This window comes from Sulfitobacter sp. S190 (assembly GCF_025141935.1).
Taxonomy (GTDB): Bacteria; Pseudomonadota; Alphaproteobacteria; order Rhodobacterales; family Rhodobacteraceae; genus Sulfitobacter.
In genome coordinates this window covers 1395932-1408752 of record NZ_CP081120.1, presented here as the reverse complement: position 1 = coordinate 1408752, position 12821 = coordinate 1395932, and the positions used below count along the sequence as shown (strand labels likewise).

Genomic DNA, 12821 nt, shown 5'->3' with positions numbered 1-12821 from the left:
GCCTTATACCTCCCTGTTGGACTTGGCCGGGCCTTTGTGCCCGGTCTTTTTTTTGCCCCGAGGTTTCTTGCGGCACGCTCATGGTAAACGCCGTCTGCCCGCGCAAATTGCAGGGAGTGCGGGTGATTTTAGTCAGGGTATCGCGCAAAGGTTGCGGGATGAATGCTGCAACTGCACAAAAAATCAATAATTTATTCTCGATATAAATCATATACTTACGCGCCAAATCTGCGGGGTTTTCCAGATTTTCTTGGAACGATGGCGCGGGCTTTCCGTTGTGTATCCAACGCCGACATTGATTGGCAAACACATTTGAAGGAGAGACCACGATGACACGTAACATCATGACCACCGCCGCCGCCGTTGCCGCACTTGCCGCTGCCCCTGCAGCGTTCGCCAGCCAGAACAACGATCCGGTGAACACCACAGCGGCAGAAGCAGATGCGATCGTCACGTCGAACCAGTATATTCCGAACCAGGATGACACGGTGATCCGCAACGGCGGCGAAACCGACGAGAAGCTGGGCATCGACAGCGCACGTATCGAGGCCGAGCAGACAAGCCCCGCAATTCTGGGCGTGTCGGCATCCGATTTCGAAGTGATGACAAACGTCGTGGGCGCGGATTTCCGCACCACTGATGGTGAAATGCTCGGCAAGGTGACGGACGTGACCGTCAATACACTGGGCAACCCGGAGCTGGAAATCGACGTATCGACCAACCCCAGCGTGGAAGGTGACCGTCTGGTGCTGACCCTGCTGCCCGGGAGCTTTAACGTGGCCGACGGCAAACTGTTCATCGACGCCACTGCCGAGGAAATCTACGGCAAAGCCGCCGAGGGTGGCAACAACGACAACGACACCCGCAAGACCGCGATCATTTCCTAAGCGATCGTGACCATTGCAACCGCCCCTGCGCCCTCCGGCGTGGGGGCGTTTGCCGTTTTTGGCGCGGCATTGCCCTGCCCTGCCAATCAGAGGCTTTCCCCCTGCCGCCACCTGACGTAAGAGGAGCGCACCTTCAGTTGCATCCGGGGACACGCCCATATGTCAGAGCCATCCATCACACCAGAAATCATTGCCGCCCACGGGCTGAGCGACAGCGAATACCAGACGATCCTTGATCTGATCGGGCGCACGCCGAGCTTTACCGAGCTGGGCATTTTTTCGGCGATGTGGAACGAGCATTGTTCCTACAAGTCCTCCAAGAAGTGGCTGCGCACCCTGCCCACCGATGGCCCGCAGGTGATCTGCGGCCCCGGTGAGAACGCGGGCGTTGTGGACATTGGCGATGGTCAGGCGGTGGTGTTCAAGATGGAGAGCCACAACCACCCCTCCTATATCGAGCCCTATCAGGGGGCGGCCACCGGTGTCGGCGGCATCCTGCGCGATGTCTTTACCATGGGCGCCCGCCCGATCGCGTCGATGAACAGCCTGAGCTTTGGCGAACCCGGCCACCACAAGACCAAGCAGCTGGTCCACGGTGTCGTGGCCGGTGTGGGCGGTTACGGCAATTGTTTCGGCGTGCCTTGTGTCGGCGGCGAGGTCCGGTTTGATCCGGCCTATAACGGCAACTGTCTGGTCAACGCCTTTGCCGCGGGATTGGCCGATGCGGACAAGATTTTCTATTCTGCCGCCTCCGGCATCGGCATGCCGGTTGTGTATCTGGGCGCCAAGACGGGCCGCGACGGGGTTGGCGGCGCCACCATGGCCAGCGCCGAATTCGACGACACCATCGAGGAAAAGCGCCCCACTGTGCAGGTCGGCGATCCGTTCACCGAAAAGCGCCTGATGGAGGCGACGCTGGAGCTGATGGCGACCGGTGCCGTCATTTCCATTCAGGACATGGGGGCCGCGGGCCTGACCTGTTCGGCGGTGGAGATGGGCGACAAGGGCGATCTGGGCGTGATCCTCGATCTCGAAAAGGTCCCCACCCGCGAGGAGAACATGACCGCATACGAGATGATGCTGTCCGAAAGCCAGGAGCGCATGCTGATGGTCCTGCGCCCCGAGCTGGAGGCCGAGGCAAAGGCGGTGTTCGACAAATGGGATCTGGATTTCGCCATCGTCGGCGAGACGATTGCCGAGGACCGGTTCCTGATCCGCCTGAACGGCGAGGTGAAAGCCGATCTGCCGCTCAAGGCGCTGTCGGGCACCGCGCCCGAATACGACCGCCCCTGGGTCGAGACCCCTGCGGCCGACCCGCTGGCGGATGTGCCCGGCATCGACCCCATCGAAGGGTTGCGCGCCCTGATCGCGAGCCCAAATTACGCAGGCAAGTCATGGGTGTACGAGCAATACGACACCATGGTCATGGCCGACACCGCCCGCACACCCGGCTTTGGCGCGGGCATCGTGCGGGTGCACGGCACCGACAAGGCGCTGGCGTTTACATCGGATGTGACCCCGCGCTACGTGCGCGCCAATCCCGTCGAGGGTGGCAAGCAGGCCGTGGCCGAAGCCTACCGCAATCTGACGGCCGTGGGCGCGCGCCCCTTGGCGAGCACCGACAACCTGAATTTCGGCAACCCCGAAAAGCCCGAGATCATGGGCCAGTTCGTGGGCGCCATCAAGGGCATCGGAGAAGCGGTGAGCGCGCTCGACATGCCGATCGTGTCGGGCAACGTGTCGCTTTACAATGAAACCGACGGATCGGCGATCCTGCCCACCCCCACGATCGGGGCTGTGGGTCTGCTGAGCCATGTGGACGACATCATCGGATTTGACGTGCAAGACGGCCACGTGGCGCTGCTGCTGGGCGGCGCGGGGGCGCACCTGGGTCAATCGGCCCTGCTGGCCGAAGCCTTGGGGCGGGCCGAGGGCGATGCGCCGGCGGTCGATCTGGCTGCCGAAGCGGCGCATGGCGATTTCATCCGCGCGGGCCGCGCCCATATCGCGGCCTGCACCGACCTGTCGGATGGCGGACTGGCGCTGGCGGCCTTCGAGATGGCGGATCATGCCAATCTGGGCGTGACGCTCGACAGCGGCGACACCGGTCATCTTTTCGGAGAGGATCAGGCGCGCTATCTCATTGCGGCGACGCCGGAAAATGCCGATCTGCTGCACGCTTCGGCGCAATCGGCGGGCCTGTCGCTTGTCGCGGTGGGCCGCTTTGGCGGTGACACGGTGCAGATGGGCGAGGCAAGCGCGCCCCTGTCCGATCTGTCGCAGCTACACGCCACCAGCTTTGCCGCGCGTGTGACCTGATCCTTTTCCGGACCGGAGCCGCCCTTGCGTGATCGAGGGCGGCACACGCGCCCGACGCCGGTCCAGACAAATCGCCGAGGCTCCGCGCCGCAGGCGGGGATACGGCTATTTTTCTTGACCGGCACAGGGCGCGGGGGCAGACGGAGGATCGGGCAAGGGCGGCTGCGGTTTTCCGGACAGGAGAGCCCCGCAGCGCCTACCCGTCCTCCACCATCGCCATCAGGCGCGTTTTTTCACCCAGATCGTCGGGTTTCGAGATAGCCGCGGCCAGCGCTTCGAGCGAGGCGATGGAATGGCCCGCGCGAAAGCTGTCGACATGGGGCAGCATGGCGCGGATGCCCGCAGCCTTGGGTGCGAAGCCGTCCCAGCGCAGAAGCGGGTTGAGCCAGATCACGCGCCGTGCCGACAGGTGCAGGCGCTGCATCTGCCGGGCCAGCGCCGCGGGGTCGTCGCGGTCCAGACCGTCGGTGATCAGCAGCACCACTGCCCCCTGCCCCAGAACCCGGCGCGACCAGTCGCGGTTGAACGCCTCGATGCTCTGACCGATACGCGTGCCGCCTTCCCAGTCCTGCGCCTCGGCGCCGGCCGCCTTGAGGGCTGCATCCACATCGCGGGTCGCCAGGTGACGGGTGATGTTGGTCAGCTGCGTGCCGAAGGTGAATGCGTGCACCTGCGCCCAGCCCGCCCCGCGTTCGTTGGCGACCGCGTGCAGGAAATGCAGTATGATGCGGGAATACTGGCTCATCGAGCCAGAGATGTCGCACAGCACCACCAGATTGGGCCAGCGCGGGCGCGGTTTCTTGAGCGCCAGCGCGTTCATTTCACCACCGCGCCGCAGGGCCGCGCGCAGGGTGCGGGCCGCGTCGATGCGGCCTGCGCCGAAACTGGGCGCCGCGCGCCGTGAGGGCAGCGGTTTGATCGGCAGGCTGAGCCGCGCCAGCATCCGTTTGGCCTGTGCCACTTCATCGAGGCTCATCAGCTCGAAATCGAGCGTGCGCAGCCGCTCGGTGCTGGACATGGTCAGGCTCGCGTCGACCTCGATCATCGTGTCCTCTTCGGGGGGCTGCTCTTCCTCTTCGCGCGGGGGGGCTTCGGCACCGTCAAGCAGCGCCTCGGCTGCGCGTTTTTCGGCCGCCTGCGCCGGTCTGTCCTCCTGTACCCCGCGGATCGCGGGCAGCATCGCGGCCATCATATGTTCGAGATACCGCGGATCGCGCCAGTAGAGCCGGAAAATCTGCCCGAAGATGCGCGATTGTTCGGGCCGGTTCACGAAGCAGGCGTGCAGCGTCCAGTAGAAGTCGCGTTTGTCGGTGAACCCTGCCGCCTGCACCGCGCGGATCGCGTCGATGACGCGGCCCGGCCCGATGGGCAGCCCCGCCCGGCGCAGCGCACGTGCGAAATGGGTGATGTTGCCCGCGAGTTTGGGGTCATCGGGCAAGTCGAGCGGGATGTGTTCAACCATCGCCTTCCCCCCTGTGCGCCGTGTCCTGTCGCGGGTGTCGGATTGAGTTTAGGGGCAAGATGAAGCGCGCCGTCACGCGACAAGGCTGGCGCGGGCTTCGTCCAGCAGGCGTTTGGCTTCGGAGCCCTGCAGTTTGGCGATGTCGTCCTGGTATTTCAGCACGGCACCGAGCGTGTCCGCGATGACTTCGGGCGACAGCGTCAGCACATCGAGCGCCAGCAGGCATTTGGCCCAGTCGATGGTTTCGGCCACGCCGGGTTTCTTGAACAGATCTTCGGTGCGCAGTTTTTGCACGAAGGCCACGACTTCGCGGCTGAGGTCTTCGGCGGCTTGCGGCGCGCGTGCCTGCAGGATTTCCATTTCACGCTCGAACCCGGGGTAGTCCACCCAGTGATAGAGGCAGCGCCGTTTGAGGGCATCGTGCACTTCGCGGGTGCGGTTGGAGGTCAGGATCACGATGGGCGGCTCCGGTGCCTTGACGGTGCCCATTTCAGGGATCGTGACCTGAAAGTCGCTGAGCGCTTCGAGCAGGAAGGCCTCGAAGGGGGCATCGGTGCGGTCCAGCTCGTCGATCAGCAGGATCGGTGCGCCGCGGGCATCGGGCCGCATGGCCTGCAGCAGCGGGCGTTCGATCAGGAATTCGTCGCTGAAGAGTTCGGTATTGAGCGCCGTGCGGTCCGCGTCACCGGCCGCTTCGGCGGTGCGGATCGCGACCATCTGGGCGGGGAAGTTCCATTCATAGACCGCCGACGCGGCATCGAGCCCTTCGTAGCATTGCAACCGGATCAGCCGCCGGTCGAGGCTTTTGGCGAGAGATTTGGCGATTTCGGTCTTGCCCACGCCCGCTTCGCCTTCGAGAAAGAGCGGCCGGCCGAGGGTGAGGCTGAGAAAGACCACTGTCGCCAGTGCCCTGTCGCACACGTAGCCCTGTGCGGCGAGCATCGCCTGCACGCCGTCGATTGATGAGATGTCCGCCATTGTCCGCCCTTGCGTGTTACCTGCCCTATGCGCCCAACAGGCCACCCCCGCCGCGCGGGGTCAATAGCACCAATGGCTGATATGTCACGCAATCTACGCCTGCCCACCCTGCGCCGATTGACGCGATTCGCCTGAAATGCGACAGTCTTAACCACACGAAAAGGGTAACGGGGCATAAGACCCCGGACACTGGCGAGGCGAGGCGGACATGGGCATGTGCACAACGATGGCGGAGCGCCATGGCGGTTGATCCCCGGATCACGGCAGTGACCTGCGTGAAAAACGAAGGACCTTTCCTGCTGGAGTGGATTGCCTATCACCAGTTGGTCGGCGTCACCGATTTTCTGTTTTATTCCAACGATTGTGACGACGGGACGGATGATCTGCTGGATGCGCTGGCCGCGCGGGGGATCGTGCAGCATCTGCCCAATCCCGCCGAGGGCCGCAATTACCAGATGGAGGCGCTGCGCGATGCCAAGCTGCAGCCCGTCGTGGCGCAGGCCGATTGGGTGTGGGTGGCCGATGTTGACGAATTTCCCAACATCCATGTGGGCAACCACCGGTTTGCCGACCTGATCGAGGCCTGTGGTGATCCGCAAGCGATCAGCCTGAATTTCCAGTTTTTCGCCAATGACGGTGTGGATACCTATGAGGACGCGCCCGTGATCGGCCAGTTCCGGCGCAGCCATAATCCCGATCTGTGGTGTGGCGAGGCGGCGATCGAGGTCAAATCGCTCGTCCGCAATGATTTTCCGTTACAGTATTACGGGGCGCACCGGCCTTTTGCGAAACCGAAAGGCAAGGCCAAGGTCGTCTGGACCGATGGATCGGGGCGTGCTGTCCCCCACAAGTTTCTGGTCGCGGCCAATCCGCGCCGCATTCGCCGGTTTCCGGCGGCGGGCGCGCGTGATTTTGCGACGCTCAACCACTATGCGCTGCGCAGTCTCGACAGTTATCTGGTCAAGAACGACCGCGGCGACGTGAACCGCGAAAACCGCGCGTTTGACGATACCTATTGGCGTGAACGCAACGATCCGGCGTGGGAGGATGCCAGCATCATGCGGCATCTGCCGGATGTGCGCGCGCGGATGGATGCGTTGAAGGCCGAGGGCGAGATTGGTGCGCTGCATGATGCGAGTGTGGCCGCGCACCGTGCCAAGCGTGATGCGTTGATGCAGCAGCCCGCCTATCGCGAGATGGCCGACCAGCTGCGGGCCGCGTCGCTGTTGCCCCCGCAGGAAGAGGCGATGCTGCGCAAGCTGGGTCTGTGGGAGGAGGTCGCGTGAGCCTTGCCGTTGTCAATCTGGGCCTGCCCAAGACCGGCACGACCACGCTGGCCCGTGCGCTCAAGCTGGCGGGGTACCGCGTGGCCGATCACCGCATCCGCAAGCGGCAGACGGAGGATGCGGAGCTGCACGATGCCTATGTGGCGGACCTGCTGTACCGCGGCTATTACCTCGACGGTGATCCGGCGGCATTTTGCGGGGATTTCAATGCGTTGACGGAGCTGAGTTGTCTGCGCGAGGGCAAATCGCTCTGGCCGCAGATGGATTTTGCCATGATTGACGCGATCCGCACCCATCACCCCGATGTGCGTTTTGTCGCCTCACGCCGCGACAGTTGGGACGTGTCGCAATCGATGCTGGCGTGGTCCGATCTGGGTGTCGACAGGTTGCCCGCCTCGGACGTGCCCGGCCTGCCCGAAGGATACGGTGAGACATCGAAAGAGCGCATGCGCTGGATCGACGGGCATTACGCCCATCTGGCGGTGATTTTCGCGGGCGATCCGGCGTTTCTGGAGTACGATGTGGCGGACCCCGGGGCCCGTGCGCAGGTGGCCCGGCATCTGGGCCGCGATCTGCCGTGGTGGGGGCAGGCAAACGCCAATCAGGCGTTGGAAGATCAGGACAGGACCGGCTGATGCGGATCGAACTTCATATCGGGCTGGAAGGTGTCGGCGCGGACCGCTTGCAATCGGTGCTGGCGGCCAAGCGCGACCTGATGCTGCGCCACGGTACGCTTTATGCCCGCAGCCCCGGCAACAAGAACCACACACGTCTGTTCATGGCCGTGACGGACCCTGCCCACGTGGACCCGCTGCGGTTCAACCGCGGCTATATCGCGCCCGACAAGCAGGCCGTGTTGCGCGAGGCGGTGGCCGCCGATCTGGCGCGCGAAGTGGCCCAGCACAGCCCCGACACGCTGATCGTGTCGTGTTCGCAGCTTGGCACCTGTTTGCGCACCGTGTCCGAGCTGGAACGGCTGCGCGGTATATTGGCGCCGATCAGCGACGATATTCACGTGATTGCCCATGTCGATGCGCCCACGCGCATGTTGGCGCGCCATTACGAGAGCCAGATATTGGAGGGCCGTGGCCTGACGCTGGATGCGGAGCTTGCGCTGGCGGGTCAGGACGACTGGTGGCGCGCGGCGCTGGCCCGGACGCCCGCGATCGACCCTGCCGCAGGCGTGTTCGCCGAAACGCAGGCGCCGGTATTCTGGCTCGATCTGCCGGCGCTGGTGGCCTTCTGGGAAGGCACCTTTGGCGCGGGGCGCGTGGCGCTGCACGGGTATGACGCGGCGAGGTTTGCATCGGCTGATGTGACCGGGACGCTGCGCGACGTGTTTACCATCAACGCGCCGCTGGGCCGCGCCCGCGACATGGCCCTGCCCACCCCCGTGGCTGCGGCGGCATTGGCCCGCGGACGCCAATTGAACGCGCTGATCCTGCAGGTGCTGGCCAATCGCAAACGCATTCTGCCCCGCCAGTTGTGGCGCAGTTTCGTGCAGGAGATCGCCGTCGACGGCCCCGGCATCGACCCTGCGACCCTGCACCCGATTGCCGCGCATTTCGCCCCCGGTCTGAAAAAGCTGGTCAAGGCGCATGCCGGGCTGAGCGCTGTGACTTTCAAGACATCTGCGTCAGCAGACATCTGGCAGGAGGCGGACCCGACAAGGGGATTTCGCGCCTCGCAGTATCTCTTGGGGTTCATGTGGCGCATCGACAAGGCGACGAAAGCGCAAAAGAAGGCCAAGGCCGCCGATCTGGCGCAGCTTGACGGTGCGGGGCACGCGGATGTGGCACAGGCCCCACCGCCGCCCGACGACACGCCGGACGGGTTGAGCGCCACCGCGGCGCGGTTGCTGCCGCCGCTGGCCAAGCAGAATTTCGAAAAGCTGCGCAGTTCCAGCTTTGCCCCCCACAACAAGATGGGATCGGTCAACGAAGAAGAGCTGGCCGCCGCCTATACCCCGATTGCGCCGCGTGATCTGCCCGAGGGCAATTCGGGCAATGTGATTGTCGGCTGTATGAAGAACGAGGCCCCCTATATCGTGGAATGGGTGGCCCACCACCGCGCCATGGGGGTCGATAACTTCCTGATCTATACCAACGATTGCTCCGACGGCACGTCCGAATTGCTGGACCGGTTGCAGGAGATGGGCGTTTTGCAGCACCGCAACAACGACAACTGGAAGGGCAATTCGCCCCAGCAATACGCGCTGAACCAGGCGTTGAAAGAACCGGTGATCAGGAATGCGGAATGGATCATCCATATCGATGTGGACGAGTTCATGAATGTGCGCTGCGGGAATGGCACGGTGCAGGATTTTCTGGACGCCGTGCCCGACGCCACCAATGTCGCCATGACGTGGCGGTTGTTCGGCCACAATGGCGTGACCGATCTGTCCGATGCGTTCGTGATCGACCAGTTCGACCGCTGTGCGCCGAAATTCTGCCCCAAGCCGCACACGGTCTGGGGGTTCAAGACGATGTTCCGGAACATCGGCGCCTACGAGAAGATCAGCTGCCACCGGCCCAACAAGCTCGACGAGGGGTTCAAGGACCGTGTGAAATGGGTGAATGGATCGGGTCAGGACATGACCCGTGAAGTGGCCGAGAACGGCTGGCGGTCGTCGAAGAAATCCATTGGATACGATCTGTTACAGCTCAATCATTATGCGCTGCGGTCGGCGGAGAGTTTTCTCATCAAACGTCAGCGGGGCCGCGCGCTGCACGTCGACCGCTCGATCGGGATCAACTACTGGATCCGCATGGATTGGTCCGATTTCCGCGACATCACGATCAAGCGCAACATCCCGCGGCTGCGTGCGGAATATGACCGGTTGATGACCGACGAAGCGCTTGCCGATCTGCACGCACGCGGGGTGGCGTGGCACCGCGCCAAGGCCGATGAATTGCACCAGAACCCCGAATTTGCCGATCTGCTGCAAGAGGCGCTGGCGGTAAAGCTGACGGAAACCGAGCGTGTGGCCTATGCGCTCGCGCTGGATATGGAGAGTTAGATGGAACCTGCAACGACGGACGCCCCCGCCGCGCGCACGCGGTCCCCTTTCGTGCGCTCGCGGGGTTTGAAGTTTCCCAAGGATGGGCGGTTCATCCGCGGCCAGATCCGCGGTGCGCTGCGGGAAAACCGCTATGAGAGCAAGGAAAGCGAGGCGGTGCTGAAGGTCGTGCGCGATGGCGACACGGTCATGGAGCTGGGCGCGGGCATCGGGTATATGTCGACGTTTCTGGCGACGCGCCGCAAGCTCAAGGCGATCCATGCCTTCGAGGCCAACCCCCATCTGATCCCCTACATCAAGAGCGTTCACGAGGCCAACAACCTCACCAATGCGCATGTCCACAACGCCATTCTGGGCAAGCGCAAGGGCACGCGCGATTTCTACGTGCGCCGCAAGCTGCTGGGCTCGTCGCTGGACCCGCGCCCCAGCGACAATGAAAAGACCCTGCTGGAGGTCACCAAGGTCGATGTGCTCAACGCCCGCGCCACGTTCAAGGAATTGCAGATCGACACGCTGGTCTGTGACATCGAGGGCGCGGAGGCGGAACTGCTGCCGCTGCTGGATCTGAGCAACCTGCGTGCGGCGGTGATCGAAACCCATCCCCAACTGGTCGGCCCCGAAGGGATCAACGCGGTGTTCCGCGCCTTCATGGATGCGGGCATGGCCTATTACCACCGCGGATCGAACCGCAAGGTCGTCTCGTTCCGGCGGCAGTGGTAGCGCGGTGAAGCTTGCGCTGCTCTGTGTCCGCAACGAGGCGGCGTTTGTGCTGGAATGGCTGGCCCACCATCTGGCGGTCGGCTTTGACCATGTGCTGGTGTTCTCGAACGCGTGCGACGATGGCACGGATGCCATGCTGGACCGTCTCGAAGAGCTGGGCCACGTCACCCATGTGCGCAACGACGGCCCCTACCACAAGAACGGCGTGCAGTTTACCGCGCTGAAGGCCGCCGCCGGGATGGAGGTGCTGCGCGGGGCCGCGTGGATCCTGCCGCTCGATATCGACGAATTCGTCAACGTACACACGGGCGATCATACGCTGGGTGCGCTGCTGGCCGCCCTGCCCGATGCCACCGCGATCACGTTGACGTGGCGGCTGTTCGGTGCGGCGGGTCAGGTCAGGTACCGCGATGCGCCGGTGCTCGACACGTTCACGCGGTGCGCCCCCGCGGTGATGTACTGGCCGTGGCGCGCGGCGATGTTCAAGACGCTTTACCGCAACGATGGCACCTATGCCAAACCCGGCGTGCACCGCCCGCGCGACGCCGATGCGGCACGACTGGCACAGGCGCGCTGGTTTGACGGCAACGGCGCCCCCCTGCCCGACCAATTCGCCCGGCGCCGCATCTTCTCCAATTTCGGACGCGACAATTACGGTCTGGTCCAGCTCAACCACTACCCGCTGGGCGCGCTGGAAAGCTTTGTGCTCAAGGCTGATCGGGGCCGTGCGGTCCACGCAGGCGACGCGCTGGGGCTCGATTACTGGGTGGAGCGGAATTTCAATACCGACACCGACTCCTCCATCGCCAGCCTGTCCGAGCCCCGCGCGCGTATCCTTGCCGGGCTGATGGCCGATGCCACCCTCGGCGCGTTGCATGCCCGTGCGGTCCAATGGCGGCACGCCCGCTTTGACGCGCTGATGCAGCAAGAACCGTTTCGCGCCCTCTTTGGCCGTCTGCTGATGACGCCGCCCTCGCAACCGGTACCGCAAAAAGTCGCCCAGTTTCTGGTGGGTTATGCCAATAAGGCGCGACAGGAACCGGCGTCCTAGTCCTTTTTCAGCGTCAATTTTCCCTAATTTCGCCCCAATGCTCTTTTAGTTTGTGACAGAATCTGCACCAAAGACGTGCAGGGCACGAGCATTTGAGGATTGCGCCATGGCGGAAACAGGCCTGACGTTCGAGACATCGCTGGCTGGCATGAAAAAGACCGACTGGATCGACGCGGTGGAAACGCTGTGCGATGCGGACGGATATCTGGAGCGCCTCGGCAGCCGCCATTACGCGGCCTTTGTCGAAAAAAGCGAGACCTTGCTCGTCACGTTCGAGACGTTGCAGGGCATTCCCGCCCTCTCCCCTCTGGCCCAGCCGCTGGGCTGGGAGTTCATGGCCGAGCAGAACTGGTCGAGCCTGTGTATCGCATCGGACGGCGACACCTGGTTTCGCGATCCCGCGGTCTATGCCTATTTCGACCGGCTGATCGATGACGGGTTCTTTGATGAATTCGAGCGGGTGATTTTCTATGGCGCGGGCCCGTGCGGATACGCGGCTGCGGCATTCTCGGTGGCCTCGCCCGGGGCGCGGGTACTGATGGTACAACCCCAGGCCACACTTGATCCGCGCGTGACCGAATGGGACGACCGTTTTGTCGAAATGCGCAGCGCCGATTTCACGTCTCGCTATGGCTACGCACCCGATATGCTCGACGGGGCGGCCGCCGCCTATGTCGTCTATGATCCGCGCCAACAGCTCGACGCGATGCATGCGGCGCTGTTCACGCGGGCGAACGTGCGCAAATTGCGATTGCGCCATATGGGCGACGCGATCCAGACCGATCTGCTGGAAATGGACCAGCTTGCCCCGATGCTGCGTGCCATCGCATCGGATGAACTCGACACCGTGGCCTTTGCCCGCATGATGCGGGCGCGCCGGATGCACCCGCCCTATCTTCGGGCGCTGATGGCATCGCTGGATGCGCAGGGACGTGACCGGCTGACACTCGGGCTGGCGCGCAACGTGACGACGCGCATGCACGCCCCGCGGTTTGCCCGCCGCCTCAAGGAGCTTGAGGGCAAGAAGGCCCGCAAGGGCGCCAAGGCCGCGACACCACAACAGGACTAGTGCGCCCCGCGTGTGCATGCTAGCACGCGG

10 protein-coding genes are annotated in these 12821 nt (G+C 63.8%); 8 read left to right on the top strand and 2 right to left on the bottom strand.

Going from position 1 to position 12821, the window contains the following annotated elements:
• Positions 1 to 329: 329 nt before the first annotated feature.
• Complete coding sequence (locus K3756_RS07240) at positions 330 to 887, top strand: PRC-barrel domain-containing protein (RefSeq protein WP_259992333.1); 558 nt, start codon at positions 330 to 332, stop codon at positions 885 to 887.
• 159 nt (positions 888 to 1046) lie between these two features.
• On the top strand, positions 1047 to 3206 hold the full coding sequence (gene purL / locus K3756_RS07235; RefSeq protein WP_259992331.1) for a phosphoribosylformylglycinamidine synthase subunit PurL: 2160 nt from the start codon (positions 1047 to 1049) through the stop codon (positions 3204 to 3206).
• Between the two features lie 196 nt (positions 3207 to 3402).
• On the opposite strand, the gene K3756_RS07230 is transcribed toward purL, so the two are convergent.
• Together K3756_RS07230 and K3756_RS07225 are read right to left on the bottom strand one after the other, a co-directional pair.
• Entirely contained in the window at positions 3403 to 4668 is a 1266-nt protein-coding gene (locus K3756_RS07230; RefSeq protein WP_259992328.1) for a VWA domain-containing protein, read from the bottom strand.
• Positions 4669 to 4740: 72 nt separating this feature from the next.
• Positions 4741 to 5646, bottom strand: a complete 906-nt coding sequence (locus K3756_RS07225; protein ID WP_259992326.1) for a MoxR family ATPase — start codon at positions 5644 to 5646, stop codon at positions 4741 to 4743.
• A 239-nt stretch (positions 5647 to 5885) separates the two neighbouring features.
• On the opposite strand from K3756_RS07225, the gene K3756_RS07220 reads away from it, so the two are divergent.
• The 6 genes from K3756_RS07220 (at position 5886) to K3756_RS07195 (ending at position 12791) form a co-directional block, all read left to right on the top strand.
• Positions 5886 to 6932, top strand: coding sequence for a glycosyltransferase family 2 protein (locus K3756_RS07220; RefSeq protein ID WP_259992324.1), 1047 nt, complete (start codon positions 5886 to 5888; stop codon positions 6930 to 6932).
• Positions 6929 to 7567, top strand: coding sequence for a sulfotransferase (locus K3756_RS07215; RefSeq protein ID WP_259992322.1), 639 nt, complete (start codon positions 6929 to 6931; stop codon positions 7565 to 7567). The genes K3756_RS07220 and K3756_RS07215 overlap by 4 nt, the downstream gene beginning before the upstream one ends.
• A complete protein-coding gene (locus K3756_RS07210) occupies positions 7567 to 9951 on the top strand; it encodes a glycosyltransferase family 2 protein (protein ID WP_259992320.1) in 2385 nt (794 codons plus the stop codon). The genes K3756_RS07215 and K3756_RS07210 overlap by 1 nt, the downstream gene beginning before the upstream one ends.
• The gene (locus tag K3756_RS07205; protein WP_259992318.1) at positions 9952 to 10671 is read left to right on the top strand and encodes an FkbM family methyltransferase; all 720 of its coding nucleotides are present in this window, start codon (positions 9952 to 9954) and stop codon (positions 10669 to 10671) included.
• A 4-nt stretch (positions 10672 to 10675) separates the two neighbouring features.
• Entirely contained in the window at positions 10676 to 11722 is a 1047-nt protein-coding gene (locus tag K3756_RS07200; RefSeq protein WP_259992316.1) for a glycosyltransferase family 2 protein, read from the top strand.
• 106 nt (positions 11723 to 11828) lie between these two features.
• The gene (locus tag K3756_RS07195) at positions 11829 to 12791 is read left to right on the top strand and encodes a phosphoadenosine phosphosulfate reductase (protein WP_259992313.1); all 963 of its coding nucleotides are present in this window, start codon (positions 11829 to 11831) and stop codon (positions 12789 to 12791) included.
• Positions 12792 to 12821: the final 30 nt, after the last annotated feature.

Coding starts and splice junctions, on each gene's coding strand:
- K3756_RS07240 (WP_259992333.1), top strand. CDS start 330: ATGACACGTAACATCATGACCACCGCCGCCGCCGTTGCCGCACTTGCC.
- purL (WP_259992331.1), top strand. CDS start 1,047: ATGTCAGAGCCATCCATCACACCAGAAATCATTGCCGCCCACGGGCTG.
- K3756_RS07230 (WP_259992328.1), bottom strand. CDS start 4,668: ATGGTTGAACACATCCCGCTCGACTTGCCCGATGACCCCAAACTCGCG.
- K3756_RS07225 (WP_259992326.1), bottom strand. CDS start 5,646: ATGGCGGACATCTCATCAATCGACGGCGTGCAGGCGATGCTCGCCGCA.
- K3756_RS07220 (WP_259992324.1), top strand. CDS start 5,886: ATGGCGGTTGATCCCCGGATCACGGCAGTGACCTGCGTGAAAAACGAA.
- K3756_RS07210 (WP_259992320.1), top strand. CDS start 7,567: ATGCGGATCGAACTTCATATCGGGCTGGAAGGTGTCGGCGCGGACCGC.
- K3756_RS07205 (WP_259992318.1), top strand. CDS start 9,952: ATGGAACCTGCAACGACGGACGCCCCCGCCGCGCGCACGCGGTCCCCT.
- K3756_RS07195 (WP_259992313.1), top strand. CDS start 11,829: ATGGCGGAAACAGGCCTGACGTTCGAGACATCGCTGGCTGGCATGAAA.